General features: G+C 26.9%; 17 protein-coding genes. 12 read left to right on the top strand and 5 right to left on the bottom strand.

Annotated elements, in window-relative coordinates:
- The first annotated feature begins 27 nt into the window (after window positions 1-27).
- Together ACH5BK_RS09835 and ACH5BK_RS09830 are read left to right on the top strand one after the other, a co-directional pair.
- Window positions 28-666 (top strand): MerR family transcriptional regulator, encoded by a 639-nt coding sequence (locus ACH5BK_RS09835; RefSeq protein ID WP_404306883.1) that lies wholly within the window; start codon window positions 28-30, stop codon window positions 664-666.
- Entirely contained in the window at window positions 666-4,163 is a 3,498-nt protein-coding gene (locus ACH5BK_RS09830; RefSeq protein WP_404306881.1) for an acyl-[ACP]--phospholipid O-acyltransferase, read from the top strand. The genes ACH5BK_RS09835 and ACH5BK_RS09830 overlap by 1 nt, the downstream gene beginning before the upstream one ends.
- Before the next feature lie 18 nt (window positions 4,164-4,181).
- On the opposite strand, the gene ACH5BK_RS09825 is transcribed toward ACH5BK_RS09830, so the two are convergent.
- On the bottom strand, window positions 4,182-6,716 hold the full coding sequence (locus tag ACH5BK_RS09825; protein WP_404306880.1) for an HD domain-containing protein: 2,535 nt from the start codon (window positions 6,714-6,716) through the stop codon (window positions 4,182-4,184).
- Window positions 6,713-7,465: a Fis family transcriptional regulator gene (locus ACH5BK_RS09820; RefSeq protein ID WP_404306878.1), complete on the bottom strand. Its 753-nt coding sequence runs from the start codon at window positions 7,463-7,465 to the stop codon at window positions 6,713-6,715. Before ACH5BK_RS09820 ends, ACH5BK_RS09825 begins: the two co-directional genes overlap by 4 nt.
- A 182-nt stretch (window positions 7,466-7,647) precedes the next feature.
- On the opposite strand from ACH5BK_RS09820, the gene ACH5BK_RS09815 reads away from it, so the two are divergent.
- On the top strand, window positions 7,648-9,441 hold the full coding sequence (locus tag ACH5BK_RS09815; protein WP_404306876.1) for a sensor histidine kinase: 1,794 nt from the start codon (window positions 7,648-7,650) through the stop codon (window positions 9,439-9,441).
- A gap of 2 nt (window positions 9,442-9,443) precedes the next feature.
- Here ACH5BK_RS09815 and ACH5BK_RS09810 read toward each other — a convergent pair whose 3' ends face one another.
- Window positions 9,444-10,307, bottom strand: coding sequence for a hypothetical protein (locus ACH5BK_RS09810; protein ID WP_404306874.1), 864 nt, complete (start codon window positions 10,305-10,307; stop codon window positions 9,444-9,446).
- 229 nt (window positions 10,308-10,536) lie between these two features.
- Between ACH5BK_RS09810 and ACH5BK_RS09805 the strand changes: the two genes are divergently transcribed.
- The 6 genes from ACH5BK_RS09805 to pyrC all read left to right on the top strand — a co-directional run bounded on the left by ACH5BK_RS09805 (window position 10,537) and on the right by pyrC (window position 16,347).
- A complete protein-coding gene (locus ACH5BK_RS09805) occupies window positions 10,537-11,724 on the top strand; it encodes an EAL domain-containing protein (RefSeq protein WP_404306872.1) in 1,188 nt (395 codons plus the stop codon).
- Between the two features lie 117 nt (window positions 11,725-11,841).
- On the top strand, window positions 11,842-13,056 hold the full coding sequence (locus ACH5BK_RS09800) for an ammonium transporter (RefSeq protein WP_404306870.1): 1,215 nt from the start codon (window positions 11,842-11,844) through the stop codon (window positions 13,054-13,056).
- 12 nt (window positions 13,057-13,068) lie between these two features.
- Complete coding sequence (locus ACH5BK_RS09795; protein ID WP_404306868.1) at window positions 13,069-13,407, top strand: P-II family nitrogen regulator; 339 nt, start codon at window positions 13,069-13,071, stop codon at window positions 13,405-13,407.
- 129 nt (window positions 13,408-13,536) lie between these two features.
- Window positions 13,537-14,721, top strand: a complete 1,185-nt coding sequence (locus tag ACH5BK_RS09790; RefSeq protein ID WP_404306866.1) for an ammonium transporter — start codon at window positions 13,537-13,539, stop codon at window positions 14,719-14,721.
- Window positions 14,722-14,983: 262 nt separating this feature from the next.
- Window positions 14,984-15,322, top strand: a complete 339-nt coding sequence (locus tag ACH5BK_RS09785; protein ID WP_254576450.1) for a P-II family nitrogen regulator — start codon at window positions 14,984-14,986, stop codon at window positions 15,320-15,322.
- On the top strand, window positions 15,322-16,347 hold the full coding sequence (gene pyrC / locus ACH5BK_RS09780) for a dihydroorotase (RefSeq protein WP_404306864.1): 1,026 nt from the start codon (window positions 15,322-15,324) through the stop codon (window positions 16,345-16,347). Before ACH5BK_RS09785 ends, pyrC begins: the two co-directional genes overlap by 1 nt.
- A gap of 20 nt (window positions 16,348-16,367) precedes the next feature.
- Here the strand turns inward: pyrC and fliM are convergent, their stop codons facing one another.
- Complete coding sequence (gene fliM, locus ACH5BK_RS09775) at window positions 16,368-17,486, bottom strand: flagellar motor switch protein FliM (protein WP_404306862.1); 1,119 nt, start codon at window positions 17,484-17,486, stop codon at window positions 16,368-16,370.
- A gap of 1 nt (window position 17,487) precedes the next feature.
- Window positions 17,488-18,546 carry a flagellar basal body P-ring protein FlgI gene (locus tag ACH5BK_RS09770; RefSeq protein WP_404306860.1) on the bottom strand — a complete coding sequence of 353 codons (1,059 nt, stop codon included), beginning with the start codon at window positions 18,544-18,546 and terminating at the stop codon, window positions 17,488-17,490.
- 90 nt (window positions 18,547-18,636) lie between these two features.
- Between ACH5BK_RS09770 and ACH5BK_RS09765 the strand changes: the two genes are divergently transcribed.
- Genes ACH5BK_RS09765 through ACH5BK_RS09755 form a run of 3 tightly spaced genes read left to right on the top strand, consistent with a single transcriptional unit; the run spans window position 18,637 to window position 20,435 of the window.
- Entirely contained in the window at window positions 18,637-19,764 is a 1,128-nt protein-coding gene (locus ACH5BK_RS09765) for a hypothetical protein (protein ID WP_404306858.1), read from the top strand.
- A 2-nt stretch (window positions 19,765-19,766) separates the two neighbouring features.
- Entirely contained in the window at window positions 19,767-20,027 is a 261-nt protein-coding gene (locus ACH5BK_RS09760; protein ID WP_404306856.1) for a flagellar biosynthetic protein FliQ, read from the top strand.
- A 3-nt stretch (window positions 20,028-20,030) separates the two neighbouring features.
- Window positions 20,031-20,435: a hypothetical protein gene (locus tag ACH5BK_RS09755; protein ID WP_404306854.1), complete on the top strand. Its 405-nt coding sequence runs from the start codon at window positions 20,031-20,033 to the stop codon at window positions 20,433-20,435.
- Window positions 20,436-20,440: the final 5 nt, after the last annotated feature.

Raw genomic sequence — 20,440 nt, 5'->3', positions numbered from 1 at the left:
GTTTAACTCTTTACTTAAGGAACAAAAATGAAAGTTATAGATGATAAAAACTACTATAAAATGAGTGAACTTGTAAACCAAACAGGTTTAAGTAATCACACAATCTCTTTTTATCACAAAAAGGGTTTACTTCCAAATACTTTAAATACTTCTAAAAATATGAAGTATTATCCAGAAATCACAATCACAGTTTTAAATATGATTAAATATTTCAAAGATAATCTTAGTTTTTCAATAGATTATATAAAAGAGCTATTTGATTACTATAATATAAATTTTGATGATAGAGCAGATTTAATACTTCAATCTATTCAAATGATTTCAAGTGAGATAAAAAATCCAGTTTCACAAAAAGACTTAGAAGAGTTTAGCTTAGAAGAAGCGATAGCTTTAGATTTAGTAGATAAAAAAGATATTTATTTTAAAACAGAAGTTGAAGTAATCAAGACTTTTAATGAGTTAAGAAAATATGATATTTCATCTGAACTTATAAATGAATATGTAACTACAAGCAAAAAACTTGCACTGCTAGAAAGAGAACTTAGTTCTAAGGTTTTAGAGAAAACAGGGTTTTTACCAGAAATTTTGGTTTTGGATATTTTAAATTCATTTAAACCATATATTTTCAATAGATCAACTATTGAAGAGTTTAAAAAGGATATATAATGAGTAGTTTATCAAAAGGTATTAATAATTTGATATTAATAAAATTCGCTTTTTTATTTGTGGTTTTTGGCAATGTAATTGTTGATGTTTCTCACAAGATCTTATTACAAAATATTGCATTTAAGATATTTGATGGAAGTACTCAAGTTGTTTGGATTTCTATTATAAATGCTCTAATTTTAGTGCCATTTTTACTTTTATTTACAGTAAGTGGTTTTATATCTGATAAATATAATAAGAAAAATATTTTAATTTATGGGGCAATTTCTTCTTTTGTTTTATCTGTTCTTATGATATTTTCTTATTTAAGTGGTAATTTTTATTTGGCAATGATAAATTTAGTTTTATTAGCTGCCCAAAGTGCTATTTATTCTCCTGCAAAATTTGGAATTATTATAGATATTTGGGGAAAAAAGAATCTAGCACGTGGAAATTCAGCACTACAAGCTGTGTCTATTATAGCAATTTTATTTGCTATTGCTAGTGGATCTTATATATTTGAAAGCTATTATGTAAGTAACTCTTTAGAGACTTTAAAGACAAAAGAAGAGCTTTTAATAGCAACTCAAACTCTGACTTATTTTATAGTTCCCGTAGCTTTTTTAGAAATGATTGTTTCTTTATTTATTTTAAGAAAGGTAAACACTTCCCATAAAAATAATGATTCTTTATCTTTAAATAAACAAGAACTATTTAAAGGTAAACTTTTATCAAAAAATATAAAAGCAATTAGTTCAAATAAAGTGATTTTTTTATCAGTAATTGGATTATCAGTTTTTTGGGGTATTTCTCAGGCTTTAATGGCAGTATTTCCATCTTATGCTAAACAGTATTTAGATGTTACAGATGTATTTGTAATAAATGCAGTTTTAGCAGCTTCAGGAATTGGTATTGCTATAGGTTCTATAATTTATTCAAGAATTTCTAAACACTATATTGAAGTTGGAACTATTCCTTTATCAGCTTTTGGTATGGCTTTTATGATTTATGTTTCAACTATTGTTGAGTCATCTTTTATGCTTAGTATGTCATTTTTAGTATTTGGTATTTTTGGTGGAATGTTTGTAGTTCCTTTAAATGCTTTAATACAATTTAATGCTAAGAAAAGGGTTTTAGGAACAATTCTTGCTGGTAATAATTGGTTTCATTCCCTAGCAATGTTTTTTATGCTTTGTTTAACTACAATTGTATCTTTATATAATTTAGATCCTTTAAATACTATATATCTGATTTTGTTAATTACTATAATAGGAACAGTTTATACAGTAGTTAAACTGCCTCAATCAATGTTACTTTTATTTGTAAAAAGTGTAGTTGGATTAAAATATAAACTTGAAGTAAATGGAGTTAAAAATATTCCTTCAAATGGTGGAGTTTTACTTTTAGGAAACCATGTTTCATGGATTGACTGGGCTGTGATTTTAATGTCTACACCAAGGGAAGTTAGATTTGTTATGCATAAACCAATATATGACAAATGGTATCTAAACTGGTTACTTAAAATATTTAATGCAATACCAATTTCAAATGCTTCTAGTAAATCTACAATGAAAGAAATAGCTAAACAATTAGATGAAGGTCATGTTGTTGTATTGTTTCCAGAAGGTTCTATAACAAGAAATGGTCACCTAGGTGAATTTAAAAAAGGCTTTGAAAAAATATTAGAAATGACTCAAAATGATGTAAGTGTTGTATCTTTTTATATTAGAGGTCTTTGGGAATCTATGTTTAGTAGAGCAAGTAAAAAATATAAAAATTCATATAAAACAAATACTGTAACTGTTTCATTTTCAAAGCCTATTAAAAAGCACAAAGCAAATGTTGTAAGCGTAAAAAATGAAGTTATTGCTTTATCAACAAAAGCTTGGAATGAACATATCCAAAATCTTGATACTATTAGTGAAACTATTTTTGATAGATTAAAACAAGTTGGAAGTGATTTTATTTTTGCTGATTCAACTGGTTTAGAGTTAAGTGGAAATAAGTTTTTAACTGTTTCTATTTTATTTAAAGATTTACTAAAACCAAGAATTAAGGGTCAAAATATTGGTTTATTATTACCTTCAACAGCAGCAGGTGCGTTTATAAATACATCTATTTTGATGATGGGAAAAACTGCTGTAAACTTAAATTATACAGCTCAAATTGAGTCTTTGAAAAAAGCTATTCAAAAAGCGGAAGTAAAAACTATAGTTGCTTCAAAGAAGTTTGTAGAAAAACTTGAAAGTAAAGGTATTGAAGTAAAAGAGGTTTTAGAATTAGTTGATGTGATTTATGTTGAAGATTTAAAGCCTAAGATTTCAAAATTAAAAGGTTTATTAACGCTTATAAGTGTTAAATTTTTACCTAGTTTTATTTTAAAAGCTATTCATGTAAAAAAGATAAAAAAAGATGATACTGTAGTGATTTTATTTTCATCGGGAAGTGAAGGTGAACCTAAAGGGATTGAACTTTCAAGTGATAATATTGTAGGTAATTCACAACAAATAGCCTCAATTTTAAATGCAGATAAAGAAGATATTATAGTAGGATCTCTTCCAATTTTCCATGCTTTTGGTATAACAGTTACAACTTTTTTACCTTTAATTGAAGGAATTAAATGTGTAGCTCATCCAGATCCAACAGATGGTCTAGGCATAGGAAAACTTGTATCAAAATATAATGCAACAATTATGACAGGAACATCTACCTTCTTTAGACTATATACTAAAAACCCTAAAGTTCATCCTTTAATGTTTGATAGTTTAAGACTGGTAGTTGCAGGTGCTGAGAAGTTAAGAGCTGATGTTAGAGAGGATTTTAAAAAGAAATTTGGAAAAGATATATTAGAAGGGTATGGAGTTACTGAAACAACACCTGTTGCTGCTTGTAACTTACCAAATTTTTTAGCACCTGATTATAGTGTTCAAGTTGGACAGAAATTAGGAAGTGTAGGTATGCCAATACCAGGTACTAGTGTTAAAATTGTTGATCCTTATACTTATACTGAACTTGAAGTTGGAAGCGAAGGAATGATAGTAATCTCAGGTGTTCAAGTAATGAAAGGTTATTTAAAAGATGAACAAAAAACATCAGAAGTCTTAGTAAAAATAGGTAATAGAACATATTATATTACAGGAGATAAGGGAAAACTTGATGAACATGGTTTCTTAACTATTGTAGATAGATACTCAAGGTTTGCAAAGCTTGGTGGTGAGATGGTTAGTATGGGAGCAATAGAAGAGGGTATTTCTAAAGCAATAGATTTATCAGAGGATAGTTTAGTTGATTATATTGCAACATCTATTGAAGATGAGAAAAAGGGTGAAAAGATTGTTTTGCTTATCTCAGATGTAGATGAAGAGTTTGTAAATGAACTAAAACAAAAAATAAACAGCTCTTTTGATAATAAACTAATGATTCCAAGTTCAATTTATATAGTAGATGAAATTCCAAAACTAGGAACAGGGAAAAAGGATTTTAAACAAGCAAAAATACTGGCTTCTAACTTAGTTTAAATAAAGCAGTTTACTGCTTTATTTATCTGTACACATAAGTTCTAAAATTTCATCTTGTTGTGAACAGAAATTTCCATTTTTTTCAATAAGTATTAAATCTCTAGCAAGATTTTTATGGGTGTGAATTTTTGCACTTTCAATATCTATACCAAAGTCATCGAAAATTCTAGCAATATATGCAAAGAGACCTTTTTGATCTTTTTCTTTAATTTGCATAGATGCTAAATAAGCTGTATGATTACAGTTTATTGTAATATTTTCTTTTTTAATAATAGGTGTTAAAAGTTTAGTTGTTCTGTTCATATCAAATGAATCATCGATGATTTTCTCAATATAAGGAATATCTTCATCATCTACTCTCTCACTAAAAGAAATATAAAAAGCTTTTTTATCATCAAATAGTTTAAAAATATTCATAGAAGCTATATTTAAAAACTCTAGTTTACCAAGTAAGTATCCTAAATTTAAAGGAACTTTTCTAATAATTCTAATAGTTAAATGCGTGGGTTTATTTACAATCTTATAAGTATAATTTTGCACATTTAAAGCATGAAGTGCAATATCTAAAATATCTTCTGCTTTTAACCTTAAGAACATTTGATTTGAAGCTATATAGTTTATTTTTTTCTTTTTTATATTTGGAAGATTTTTATATCTTTCAAGTTTTTTAATTGTATTTAGTTTTTCAACTCTTCTAGCCCCTTCATTTAAAAGGTTTTCATCTTCAAAAGCAGGCAAAGACTGTAGATATAACTGTTTTAATAAAGATGAAGTTGAGTTATTAAAAATATTTTTTCCTACAGCTGAAATATCACAGTATGTAACTACATACAACATTTTTAAGGCTACTTCTGTTTTTATCAAACCTGTAAAGTTTAAGATAGTTTTTTCTGAATAAATATCTTCATGGGTTGCGACAAAAGACATCATATTATGGTATCTAACTAATCTAGCTCCTAATTGAGTTAACTTTTCATCAAAACCAAAAACTTGTCCCATTTCTTTGAAGATTCTTTCCCCTAATATATGATGGTCTTGAGTCCTACCTTTTCCTATATCATGGAAAAGTGCTACAAGTCTTACAATAACTTTTTGGGAAGAATTAAGTGAGTTAAAAATAGATTTTATATAATCATCTTCTATATTTTGAGCAAATTTTAGTGTTTTGAGTGAATGTACATCAGTTGGATGCTGATGATAGCCATCAAATTGGGGTTGATCGATAATAACCTTTGCCCAAGGAATAACTACTTCAAAAAGTCCTGCATTATATAAAAGTTTTATTACAGGATATAAACTAGGTTTAAATAAAACTGATTTGATACTTTTTTTTAACTCTTTTGATTGTGTTTTAGGAAGTTTTGTTTTACTTGCATAATATATATATGATCTATCAAATCTTGTAACTTCATCGGGTAAAGAAATCAACTCTTTTAATAAGCCATTTAAAGTTTTAGGTTTTGCATTAAAAGAAGTATATAAAGTATTTCCTACTATATATAAATTCTTTTTAAATCTTGATTCTTTAAGTTTTACAATATTTTCATTTTTAAAGATAATAGTTCTTGTAAACTTTTTTATCATAGTTGCAGAGAAGCTATGAATTGTATGTAAACTATTTAAAAGTTTTGCCATACATTGTCGCTCTTTTGTATATCTAGATTTATTTAAAAAACCTAATTTTGAACTTAAATCAGGAAGAATATCAAAAGTAACTTGATCTTGTTTTTTTCTTGCTATATTATGTAAAGCATTTCTTACTCTAAATACAAACTCTAAAGCTTGTCTATATTTTCTATACTCTTCTTCTGTATACTCTATTCCTATAAGTTGTTTTGTATTAGTTGCACCATATAAAACATTTGCCATCCAATACATCATATTTGATTCTCTAACTCCACCAAAACCATCTTTTATATTGGGTTGCATTTTTAGTGGATATTTTAAAAGTCTTTGTTTATGTTCTTCTAATTTTTCTAAAACAAACTCTTTTTGTTTTGTTTTTCTGATTGTTGTTAATACTTTTTCATAAGAAAACCAAAGATATTTTGAACCATAAATAAGTCTTGATTCAATAATTGAACTTTTAATAGTAATATCTTCTTTTACACTATCTTCAATCTCTGATAACTCATGTACTCTTGAACCTAGTTTTAGTCCACAATCCCAGGCAAGAGTTATAAACTCTTCCATAATTTCTCTTAAGTTATAACCTTTTATATCTTCATATAAAATCATAATATCAATATCAGAATAAATACATAACTCTTCTCTACCATAAGAACCCAATGCAATAAGTGAAATAGGTACAGAAGTACTCATAGGTTGATATGAACCAAAGTTTTTTCTTAAGACATATTTATAAAGTTGGATCAAAAATTTATCAGTGTGTTTAGTGTGTTTTATAAAAAAGTCTTTACCACCAGTGCTTTCAAAAGTAGTATCAATTGAATTTACATAGTTTTTAAAATAAGTTTTAAAAACCTTGGAAATTTCAAAATCACTAGCTTCTTTTGATATCAGTTCTTCTATTTGTAAATTCAACTCACTCATAATAACTCTTTATGAATGTCTATTTTTTTTCTTAAAGTAATTCTATTTAAACCTAGATTTTTAGCTACTTGAACTTGTGATTTATATTTTTTTGTTGAAGCTTTTATTAATGGTACTTCAAATAGATATATCAGGTCTTTATAGACATTTTCACCATCTAAGTGCTCACTTAAATATCTTTCTAAAAACATTAAAATCTCTTCTTCTCCAATAGTTTCAAAAAGGTAAGAAAAATAAATAGATTTTCTTAGACTATGGGCATTATTTGAAATATTTATAATAAGTTTTGAGCTTGTTATTGTTTGCATATCTAAAGTTGAACTAGCTTCTTTTGAAAACTTTTGTACTAAAAGTTTTGTATCATTTTCTCTTTTTATAAGGTCAGGTATTTCAAGGTTAATAGAAAAAATATCTTTTAATTTCTGATTTAGTATTTCACTATTAGAAATAGCAATAACCCTAATTGAGTTTTCTTCAAGCCATTTTAAAAGTAAGTTAACATTTGTGATTTCTTGGATTTTATCTATAATAATAGCATCATTTTTTATTGTGATTACTTCATCTATAATATCTTGTTGTAAAGCTTTTGCTTCAAATATTTTAGACTTTGGAAGTATATATTTTGCTAGAGATTTTTTTCCAACACCACTAGAGCCTATAATAAGAGCATTTACATTAACTGCTTGTAGTAGCTTAGCTGAGTTTAGAATTTCTTTTGATATTTCATCTTGGGCGATATATTCTTGCATACAATTTAACCTTATTTTATATAAAGATATTATACATAATTTGTCTATAGAGTTTATTATACTGTATATTTTTACTATAAAACATAGGTGATTGTATATTTATTAATCAGTTTATTAATTAATTGAAATAAATTTACTTTTTTCTTGACAATAGAGTATTTAAAATGTAAAATAATAACTTAATGAGAAAAAATATATATAGAATAACTACAATAATCACATACTTAACTATCTCTGTATTAGCCTTAAGTATTACATCAAACTATATTATAAAAAAAGAAAATAAGCTTCTTGAAAAAAAGTATAATATTATTAGTAATAATTTAAAAGATAAGATTAATTCCTTAATTATTAAAAAGAAAAATGCAACATTAGCTCTTACAATTACTTTAGCAAACAATATTGTAGTAAATGAAATTTTACATACTCCCAATTACAATAAAGATAGTTTAAAAGATTTATCTCTTTTATTAAGAAAAGAGACTGCTTTTAAGAATGTGTGGTTTCAAGTTATAAATAAAAATGGCTATTCTCTTTATCGTTCATGGGATAATAAACGAAATGATAATGTGTCCTTACTAAGAAATGATTTAAAAAAAATGATTCAAAATCCGAAAATAAAAAGTACTATTAGTGTAGGAAAATATGATATTACTTTTAAAGCAATGGTACCTATATATATAAATGGTATTTTTGAAGGTGTCTTAGAATCAATTACTCACTTTAACTCTATTTCAAGAGGCTTAAGAAAAAGTGATTCAATTGAACCAATTATTATAGTTGAAAAAAAATATACACAACAATTAAGAGAAAATGCTTTTACAAAAATATTTATTGATGATTATTATGTAGCAAACTTATCAGTTAAAAAAGATATTTTAGAGTATTTAGAAGAGTCTAAGATAGAAGATTTTTTAAATATTGATAATTATTTAGTGAAAGATGAATATTTGATTATTAATACTCCAATTATTTTTGATGATATAAAATTGGGAAATTTTTTAAGCTTTAAACGACTTGATGAAATAGATACAAAATATATAAATGAATATAAACAAAAAGCTTTTTTATACCTAGGTTTTTTTGTTATTTTACTTGGTTTAGTTTTATATAGTATTAGTCATTATTTATATTCAAGAGAACTCAAGAAACTATATAATCGCCTAAGTGAAAATCAAGATAAATTACACACTTTAAATAGTTCTTTAAAGAAAACTGTCGAAGAAGAAGTATCTAAAAATTATGAAAAAAATAAGATTTTATTTCAACAAAGTAAAATGGCAGCAATGGGTGAAATGATAGGAAATATAGCTCATCAATGGAGACAACCATTATCTGTTATTACAACTGCTGCCACAGGTATAAAAATGAAAAAAGAAGTAGGAATTTTAAGTGATGAAGAGTATAAACAATCTCTTGATATGATTGTGAACTCTGCAAATTATTTATCTACTACTATTGATGATTTTAGAAACTTTTTTTCTCCTCATAAAGATAAAAATAGTGTTAAGGCAAAAGATTTTATTCAAAAAGTATTTAATTTAATAAGTAGTAATTATCAAAGTAAAGATATAGAGATAATCACAAATATTGAAGATATAGAAATATTTATTTATGAAAATGAACTTCTTCAAGTAATGATAAATCTTTTAAATAATGCAAGAGATGAGTTTGAAAAAATTAAAGATTTTGATTCTAAGTTTATTTTTATTGACTTATTTATGGAAGAGAATATGATAATCATAAGTATTAAAGATAGTGCAGGTGGGATAGATAATAATATCATTGATAGAATATTTGAACCATATTTTACTACAAAACATCAATCTCAAGGTACAGGAATAGGACTTTTTATGTGTGAAGAAATTATTTGTAAACACATGCACGGAAAAATAGAAGTTTTAAATGATGAATACACATATAAAAATATGCAATTAAAAGGTGCTAAATTTAAACTAAGTATTCCTATGGACTAGGATTACTTAATTTTTTTATTTGAATAGTTGATAAATACAGTAAGAGAAATAAGTATTAAAGAGATACCAGCTATTAGATAAAAGGCATTTATCATTTTGTCATAATTATTTAAAGCAATTTTAAATACAACAATTAAAGCTTCAATTGATAAAGCAATAATAATAGTACTTAAAAACTTAGTCAATATTTTTGTTTCAACTTTAGAGTTTTTAGAATAAGATTTAAAAAACACTTCTTGTTCCAGTATAGTTTTAGCTAAATCAAAAATAGCAATACCTAAAGTAAGTGCAATTATTGGTTTAAACATAACTTCCAAAGAAATATCTTTTTTTATAAACAAATAGTATAAAAAATCATAAAGAGAAAAAGCAATAGTTATAATGGCTAAAATAATCATAGAAAAACCTGCAAAAATATAAAAACCTTTAGTTAAAGAATGAAAAGGTTTATTTAATTCTAGTAAGTTTAATTTCTCTAAAAGAATATCAATTCTAAAATCTAAAAATATTATTTCATTTCCTTCTTTTACTGTTACCGTAATACAATTACTTCTTGTTGCACTACTTATATAAGGAGTTGAAAATGCCATATTATTATCTTTAAATTGTAACTTAGAAATAATAGATGATCTATCTTTATTTTTTGCGCTTAAATCTATTTTATCTTTATATACATTTTCAGAGGTTTGTATTTTTGTTTCTTTATTTGTAATGTACACAAGCTCTAAAGAAGGAAAAAGATTAAATAGTTGTTTGAAATTGTCTTTTTTTAAACTACTTATATGCCCTAAATTGCGGATACTTTCTTGTATAAAGAATTCTATATCTTCTTTATGCTGTTTGTAGGTTTCTATAAACTCTTTCATACTTTTCCTTATATTTTTTATTATTATACATTTTTATAATTAATAATGAAAATATTACTGTATATTTTTTACTCATCTGTTTAGTTTTTGTGAGAAAAACTTTTACTATATGAATAAAAAATATTATAAATTAGAAAATATCTACAACTGTATATTTGCTATACAAAGAGTTTTTTTGATAATAATTTTATTGTGTTATAGTTTAGAACTTAAGTAAAGGAATAAAATTATGATTGATAAAATAATTGAAAATAGTTTAATAGATATTCATTTCCAACCTATAGTTTCAGTTAGTACAAAAACAATTTTTGCATTAGAAGCTCTTACCCGATGTGAATACAATAATCAAAATATCCCACCTGATTTACTTTTTAAAATGGCTAAACAAAATAATCTTCTTTTAGAACTAGATATTCTTGCTAGAAATAAAGCAATTAAAAAGTTTCTTAAATATTATAAGAAAAATAATGATCTAATTCTTTTTTTGAATTTTGAATCATCATTACTAAATGATTTAGAATCTTTTGAAAAGATAAATAGTTTTTTAGAAACAATTATAGAGTTGAAAATACCTTTTAAAAATTTTGTTTTAGAGATAAAAGAAGATGAGATATCAAATACAGAAGTTTTAAATAAATTTTGTAAACAATATAAAAAACTAGGTTTTTATATAGCTTTAGATGACTTTGGTACAGGTAGCTCAACCTTTGATAGAATTAATCTTATTCGACCAGATATTATTAAAATTGATAAGTCTTTATTTACAGATTTTGAAAATCAAATTAATAAAGAAATAGTAAAAGCAATAGCAAAAATGAGTCATAATCTAGGTATAAGAGTTTTAGCAGAAGGTGTAGAGGAAGAACAAATAATATGTGCATCTTTAAAAAGCTTAATAAACTTATATCAAGGTTTTTATTTTTCGAAACCTAAAGCTTATATAGATAATAATGATATGGAAAAAATAGAAGAAAAAATAATATATATAGCTAATATTTTTAAGGAAAAAAATATTAAGACATTAAATGATAAAAGAAAATTTATAACTACTTATGATCAAATGATTACAAAAATAATATCTCAAATTAACTCTTTAGATTCATTTATTTTAAGTTTAAAAAAATCTATATTGATTTATGAAAATGTAGAAGCTATGTATCTAATCGATGCAAAAACATCTAAGCAAGTTTATGACACTTTTATAATAAAAAATATAAATGATAGATTTAAGCCAACGAAAGATGGTTTTGAACACTATTTAAAAGAATATTATTATATAACATTAGAATCAAAAAAAGGAATTTTTTTAAGTCAAAAGTATATTTCTTATGCAACAGGTTCTCTTTGTAAAACTTTTGCAAAAAAGTTTACTGTTTCCAATAAAGAGTATATTTTGTGTATAGATATAGTTTTATAGTTTTTTATACTGTTGAATATATATTTATATAATTGAGTAAAAAATATACAGATATTATGTTTACACTTTTGTTGGTTTGTTTTATAATGACTGTAGATAAATTGACAAAGGAGTCTTATGGAAAATTTTACTGATGTAAAATATATACTAGATGGTTTCCTGTTTGTATTTTCAGGAGTTTTAGTAATGTGGATGGCAGCTGGTTTTGCCATGTTGGAAGCTGGTTTAACAAGAACAAAAAACAATGTAACTGTTTTAACTAAAAATATTGGATTATTCTCAATATCTTGTATTATGTTCTACTTTGTAGGTTATAATGCAATGTATGGTGATGGAAATGCTTTCATTGGTTCTATCTCAATGTTTAGTGGTGAAAATGCATCAGATGCTGCATATCCAGCATTTGCTGATTTCTTCTTCCAAGTTATGTTCGTAGCAACTGCTGCATCTGTAATTTCAGGTACAGTTGCTGAGAGAATGAAATTATGGCCATTCTTAATCTTTGTTGTTGTGTTATCATCTTTAATTTACCCAATTCAAGGTCACTGGACATGGGGAGGAACTGAATTAGGTGGTTTAATCGCTGGTTTCTCTGACTTTGCTGGTTCAACTATTGTTCACTCAGTTGGTGGATGGGCTGCATTAGCAGGTGTATTAATCCTTGGAGCTAGAAAAGGTAAATATGGTAAAAATGGACAAGTAAGACCAATCCCAGGTTCAAACTTAACATTAGCAACATTAGGTACATTTATTTTATGGATGGGATGGTTTGGATTTAACGGTGGTTCTCAATTAGCATTAGGTTCAAAAGCTGATATTGATGGAATTGCTTTAGTTGTAGCTGATACAAACATGGCTGCTGCTGCTGGTGCTATTGCAGCTGCACTTTTAACTCAACTTATTTACAAAAAAGTTGATTTAACAATGGTTTTAAATGGTGCTTTAGCTGGTCTTGTTTCTTGTACAGCAGGTCCTGATTTAGGTATGTTAGTTGCATTTGTTGAAGGTATTGTTGGTGGTGCTTTAGTAGTATTTGCTGTTCCTTTCTTTGACAAGTTAAGAATTGATGATCCAGTTGGTGCTTTATCAGTTCACTTAGTAGCAGGTATTTGGGGGACATTAGCTGTTGGTATCTTTAATCCAGATGTTACAATATTAGCACAACTTAAAGGTATTGTTGTGATTGGTATCTTTGTATTTATATCTTCATTCCTTGTATGGAAAATATTAGATATTACAATGGGACTTAGAGTTGATGAAGAAACAGAAGTTAATGGTCTTGATATTCATGAAACAGGACTTGAAGCTTACCCAGAGTTCAAAAGAGCCTAAGGAGTATTATAAATGAAAAAGATAGATGTAATTATAAAACCGTTTAAATTAGAAGATGTAAAAGATGCTTTAGTAGAAGCTGGAATTACAGGTATGACCGTAACTGATGTGAAAGGTTACGGTAGACAACAAGGTCACTCTGAATTATATAGAGGGGCTGAGTATGTGGTAGATTTTTTACCAAAAATCAAAATTGAGATGGTAGTAGCAGAAGATATGGTTGATACAGCTATTAAAGCTATAACGGAATCTGCAAAAACTGGAAAAATTGGTGATGGTAAGATTTTTGTTTCTTCTTTAGAAGATGTAGTAAGAATTAGAACTGATGAAAGAGGCGAAGAAGCCATTTAATTAGTTATTATTTATACAATACAATCCAAGTTATACACTTTTTCTTGGATTGTATAAAAAGTATACAGTAAACTTCTATACAAATATTTTTTATACCTATATAATAAAAGAAAAATTAAGGAATCTTTTATGGGTGTAGAAGTATCTTACGTGATTGACACGCTATATGCAATCTTTGCAATGACTCTTATTATTTTTATGGTACCAGGCTTTGCTATGCTTGAAGCAGGTATTGTTAGAACAAAAAACGTTACGGCAGTATTAACTATTAATACTTTAATTTATGCTATTGCTTCTTTAGCATTTTTACTTATAGGTTATTCAATAGCTTTTGGTGATTTTGGAGCTGATGGAATGAGTAAATGGGCGGCTTTCCTTTTCCAAATGGCATTTGTTGGTAAAGTTGTAAACATCATGTCTGGTGGTGTTAGTGAAAGAGCTAAAGTAATTCCCTTAGCATTATTTACTATTATCATGGCAGCTGTTATATATCCTTTAGTTGTAAATGTAACATGGGGGTCAAACTTTCTTGAAGGAACTGCTTTAGCTTTATCTATGTATGACTTAGCTGGTTCAACAGTAATTCATAGTACAGGTGGTTGGGCATTGTTAGCTGCAATTTTGATTATAGGTGCAAGAAAAGGAAGATATACTCCAACAGGAGGAATTAGAGTAATACCAGCTTCTAATATTCCTTTACTTACTTTAGGTGCTTTTCTTTTATGGATTGGTTGGTTTGGATTTAATGGTGGTTCAGTAGGTTCAATTGCTTCAAAAGAAGGAGCAGATGCAGTAGCCTTAACTATTATGAATACAAATACAGCAGGTCTTGCAGGTGCTATTATGGTAGCAGTTATAATGTATATAAAGTATAAGAAACTTGATATTACAATGATTCTAAATGGTGCCTTAGGTGGTTTAGTAGCTATTACAGCAGGACCTGATCTTTATGATATTCACACTCCAATCTTAATTGGTGCAATTGGTGGAGCTTTAGTTGTATTTGGTGTATCTTTCTTTGATAAATTAAAACTAGATGATCCAGTTGGTGCCTTATCAGTTCACTTAGTAAATGGTATTTGGGGAACATTAGCAGTAGGTATCTTTGCTTCAAATGGAGAAGATATTACTTTTTTAGGTCAATTAAAAGGTGTTATAGTTATAGCAATCTTTGCATTTGTAGTTTCTTACGTAATTTTATATCTTATAAATAAAGTAATGCCATTAAGAGCACATAAAGATGAAGAAGTTCAAGGGCTTGATGTTGAAGAGTGTGGGGTTGAGGCATATCCAGAGTTTAAAAGAGCCTTCTAAAATTGTAGTTATTGAGCATCTTTTGCTTAATCTCTGCGTTGAAGTATAAGTTTTACTACTCACTTACTTAAAGTAAGCTCCTACGTAAAACTTATACTCCGCCTTGATATTGAACAAAATCTACCAACTCTTTGCCAATTCTTTTTTCAAAGTTTTGTAGAGATTTTGTTTGGTTTTATAATTAAATAGTTATAAAAATGACTAGATAATTTAAATTTAAAAAAATTTTGTTAAAATATACGAACTTAAAAAAGGATTAATAGTGAAAAAAATTGAAGCTGTGATTAAACCGTTTAAATTAGAAGATGTTAAAGATGCTTTAACAGAAGCAGGGATTACTGGTATGACTGTTTCTGATGTGAAAGGTTATGGTAGACAACAAGGTCACTCTGAACTTTATAGAGGTGCTGAGTATGTTGTTGATTTTTTACCAAAAATCAAATTAGAATTAATAGTTTCAGAAGAAGATGTTGATTCGACTATATCAGTTATTACAGAAGCTGCTAAAACTGGAAAAATTGGGGATGGTAAGATATTTGTTTCACCAATTGAAAAGATTGTGAGAATTAGAACTGGCGAAGAAGATGAGGAAGCAATCTAATGAGTAGTGTAACTACTTTTGAGATAAATGAACCTTTAGATATGCACCTTCACTTACGTGATGGTGATATGTTAAAACTAGTAGGTCCACTAACATCAAATACTTTTAGTGGAGCTTTAATTATGCCTAATTTAGTACCACCAGTTACAACTAAAGAAGCATTATTATCTTATAAACAAAGAATTAAAGAAGCATGTGTTGGTGATACTTTTGAGCCTTATTGTACGCTTTTTTTTCAAAATGATTATTCTTATGAATTTTTAGAAGATATTAAAGATGATATTATAGGTATTAAACTTTATCCAGCAGGAATTACTACAAATTCTGAGACGGGTGTTTCATCTATGGATGTTGAGGTATTAAGACCAACATTAGAATCAATGAGTAAACTTGGAATTCCTTTATGTGTTCATGGTGAAACTAATGGTTTTGTTATGGATAGAGAAAAAGAGTTTATGCCAATTTATGAATCAATTGCAAGTGCATTTCCTGATTTAACTATTATTATGGAACATATTACTACAAAAGATGCAGTTGAATTAATGGATAGGTATGATAATTTATATGCAACTGTTACTCTTCATCACTTACTTATAACTCTTGATGATGTTGCAGGTGGAATGTTACAACCACATCTATTCTGTAAACCAATAGCAAAAAGATATGAAGATAAAAATGCATTATTAGATGCAGCCTTAAAAGCTCATCCAAAACTTATGTTTGGAAGTGATTCTGCACCACATCCAAAACATAAAAAAGAGTGTTGTGGTTGTGCAGCTGGTGTATTTACTTCACCAATTGCACTGCAAGTTTTAACTGAGTTATTTGAAAAGTACCAAGCTTTAGATAATTTAAATGCTTTTGTATCTTTAAATGCTCAAAAAATTTATAAATTCAAACCTTTAACTAAGAAAATTAAATTAGTTAAAAAAGATTTTGAAGTACCTGCAATTTATGAATATAAAAATGAAAATGTAGTACCTATGTATGCGGGGGAAACTTTATCTTGGAGTATAGAAGATTAAAGTTTAAAGATAAGGAGAAATTAGTATTTCCCTTTTCTTTTCTCTTCTTCTTTTTCTTTTAATAATCTTCTAATATTTTCAGAAGTCTCTTTTGCTTTTAAGATTCTTTCTTCTCTCATTTCTCTTAAAGTGTCTAATGTTTCTTGTTTTTCTTTGTCTAAATTAGTTTGAATTTGTACGGCTTTTCTATTGTTTGAAACTCCTGAAACTGTAAGAAACTTCTCTTTTTTATTGATATAAACTTTTGTAGAAGCAGAAGTTGCATTTTTATTAAACACTATTACGTCATTTTCTTTTAAGTTTAGTATCTCTTCTGCTGTTAATTCTGTTTCAGCCATAATAGCTTCAATTTTCATTTTAGCACCAGAAATTAAAGTTGTAATATCTCTTTTTCTACTTGATTTTCTATTTTTACCCTCTGAGAAAACTTTTTCAACTACTTTTCCTAATAAAGGTTCAATATAAGAAATAGGGTAACAAATAGATAAGAAACCTGACTCTTCATCAATAGTTACTTCAAGTACTACAAGTAGTACAATTTCATGATCTGAAATAATTTGAATTGCATTTGCATTTGTGTCTTTTGATTCTACTTTAAAATTAAGAGTTGATACATCATCCCAAGTTTTATAAAGATTTTTTATTACTAACTCATAAAAATGATCAAGTATTTCAACTTCAATTTCTGTAAGTTCTCTATCTAAATTATCACTTGTATTTACAGCACCTGAACCTAAAAGTTCAGCAATAATTTTATGGGAAATTCCAGGGTTTGACTCAATTACAATTCTTCCTTCCATAGGTTTAATAGAAAGTGTATTAAGTGATGTAATTTGAGGAATTGATAAAATAAACTCCCCATAAGTCATTTGTTCAATTGAATAAAGTTTAATATCAACAATTTTTCGAAGCATTGCTGATAAATCAGTAATAAAATCTCTTAACATTTTATCATGCATTGTTGAAAAGGCTTTAAATTGTTCTGGAGATATTCTATTTGGTTTCTTAAAATCATAAATAGAGTAATTTTTTTCTTTAGATACTACTTTATCAGCAGGTGTAGCATTATCTATATCCTCACCTTGCTCTGCAATATCTAATAGTGCATCAATTTCATCTTGACTTAAAAATTCTGCCATTTTACCCTCTTATCTCAAATTCAACATCAATTGCACCAAGCTCTTTTATCATTTTTAAGGTATCAATTATTTCTGTCATAGGAAGTTTCATAACTTTCATAGCTCTAACCAAATCAGATACAGTTGGTTGATTTTTTGTATCAATTCTAGCATTATTGATATCTACTACTGGTTTATCAATTATTTTTACATCATCTCCAACATCTACACCTTTGTTTAATTTTTCATCTTTCCATTGGTTATCATTAAGAGGTGATTTTTTGATTCTTAAAGTAAAAGAATCTCTAGCTATTGTTACAGGATCTATAACTATTTCTCCTCCTGTAATAACAGATTGTCTATTCATATCAATAATAATTTTCTTTTTAAAACTTGAATCAAGTTGAATGCCTTCAACAATAGCAATAAATTTAACTATTGACATTTCAGGTGGTTTTATTACATCAATAGTTCTTGTATCAAGAGCTGTTGCTAATTTTCTTCCAAATTGTTTATTAATTTTTGTTTGTATTAAATCTGCATTTTTTGCTGAACTTTTAAGTAAACTTAATCTAATAGAGTCTTCATCTTTTAAATTAAAGTCAATTTCATTTTCAACTGTAGCCCCATCATAAATAAAACCTGTAGTTTCATTTCCTGCATCTGCAACAATAGTTCCTTGGGCAAGGGCATAAACTTTTCCATCTACACCTTTTAATTGTGTGATTAATAATTCACCTTTATCAACTGACTTTGCATCACCAATTGTAGATACTTTTACTTTTATTTTATCCCCTTGTCTGGCAAAAGGAGGCAACTTACCAGTAACCATTACAGCTGCTATATTTTTTGAATTAATTGAACCTGCTGGGATTTTAATATATGAATTTCTAAGAAGGTTTTGTAAACTTTGCATTGTAAATTTTGATTTATCACCAGTTCCTGCAAGTCCTACTACTAAACCATATCCAATAAGTTGGTTTTCTCTAATTCCAATTATGTTTGATATATCTTTTATAGTTTGCGAATATAGCGATGAAATAAATAATAATACTAAAAAAAAATACTTCAAAATAAACACCCTCTAGTTAAGTACAATTATTTTATCAAAAATTTAATAAAAAAAGGTATAATCTATACAATAAAAATGATTGTATTATAGGGTTTTGGTTTGAATGTATATATTTATGGCAATAGCGGATTTAAAAAAGAAATTCATGAGACTTTAGAACACGCTAATATTAAATTTAAACTTGATGATGATAGTGTTATAAAAGACATCAATAGTTTAGATGAATTAAAAAATATAATTAAAAATAACCCTAATGATATATATTTAATTGATGATGAAAAAATCATCAAGAAAAATGGAATTTCAAAGAAAATAAAATTTTTAACTCCTAAAGATGGAATTGAAGAAGAATTTTTATTAGACAATGGAATAGCCGACTTATCAGTAGATTCTTTAAAAGAAATCCCTAAATATATTATTCAAAAACACGAACAACAAAAAAAGATTGAAACAGAAGATATCCAAAATTCTATTGCAAATATAGTTGATGATGCTTATAATAAAGAAGAAGAAAATAATAAAATCAAAGAAGATGAAAACTCAATGGATGATGAGTTTAGCGATGATTTTGAACTAGATCCAGAACTTGCAGCATTACTAGAAAAAGATGAAGATGCACCTATTGAAATTATTGAAGAAGAGACTATTAACAAAGACAATTTTGAATTGAAAACTGATGATGAAAATTTAATGTCTGAAAAAGAATTAGAAAATTTAATGAAATTTGATGAAGATGTTGGTTTAAATAACACATCTTTTGATTATGATGATGAAAAAAGTAAAGAAGATGAAAATGAAAATGATTTAGAAATAGATTCACTCATGAATGATTTAGAAAATGATGATATAATAAATCAATTAGATAACGAAATAGACTTTGAACCCATTGAAGAGAATATTGAAGAAGATCATGAGAACTTAGATGAGTTACTTGATGAAGATATGAATACAAATAGTTTTGAAGAATCTATAAAAGGAGAAAAAATGAGTGATGAATTTTCAGAATTAGACTCATTAAATGAAAGTGACATCTTAAGTGCAATTGAAAACTTAGATGATATTAAACCTTTGAATACAAAAAATGAAGAAAGTAAAATATCAAATAATTCTTCTAAAAGTGAGCAAAGTGTTGAAGTTAGTAGCTCAAGTGCACAAGATATTACAGAATTAATAACAAAATTATTGAATAATAAAACATTAGAGATTACAATTAAGATAAAAGATTAATCATGGATTTAATGTCTATTGCTGAAAACACTGTAAAAATTATTCTTATTTTAGGAATGCCATCTTTAATAGTAAGTATGATAATAGGTTTAATAATCTCTGTCTTTCAAGCAGTAACTCAAGTAAGTGATGCTTCTTTAGCTTTTGTACCTAAGATGATTTTTGTATCAGCATTTATTTTAGTTACTTTACCTTGGGTTGGAGACCATATAGCAACATATACTAAGGATTTATGGGATTTAATGTTGATTTTTGGGAATTAAATTATGATAGAAAAACTTTATAATCTAAAACAAACTCAAACAGACCAAAAAATGATGGAAAAAGGTCAATTACAAGCCCAAATTGATACTATAAGTGCTGAAATAATGTTTACTCAAAATAAAATAGACACAGCAACATTACATAAATTTGGGTCAATTTCAGATTTTGCAGTACTAGCAATGCATAAAAACACTATGAGACAACATATTCAAGAACTTGAATTAAAAAAAATAGAACTTGAAAAAATAATGGAAGTTATTGTTGAAGAAGTAGTAGAATTACAAAAAGAAACAGAACAATATGCTTATATTCTTGAAGAAGAAAAAAGAGAAGCTTTAAAAAAGTTACTTTTAGCAGAACAAGAAGCCTCAGAAGAGTATATACAAAGTAAATATATAAGTGGATAAGGAGA

The organism is Arcobacter sp. YIC-80, assembly GCF_044841725.1.
In the GTDB taxonomy this organism is placed as follows: Bacteria; Campylobacterota; Campylobacteria; order Campylobacterales; family Arcobacteraceae; genus Arcobacter_B.
Note: the sequence above shows the minus strand (reverse complement) of the source record. Positions and strands in the feature narration are given on the sequence as shown.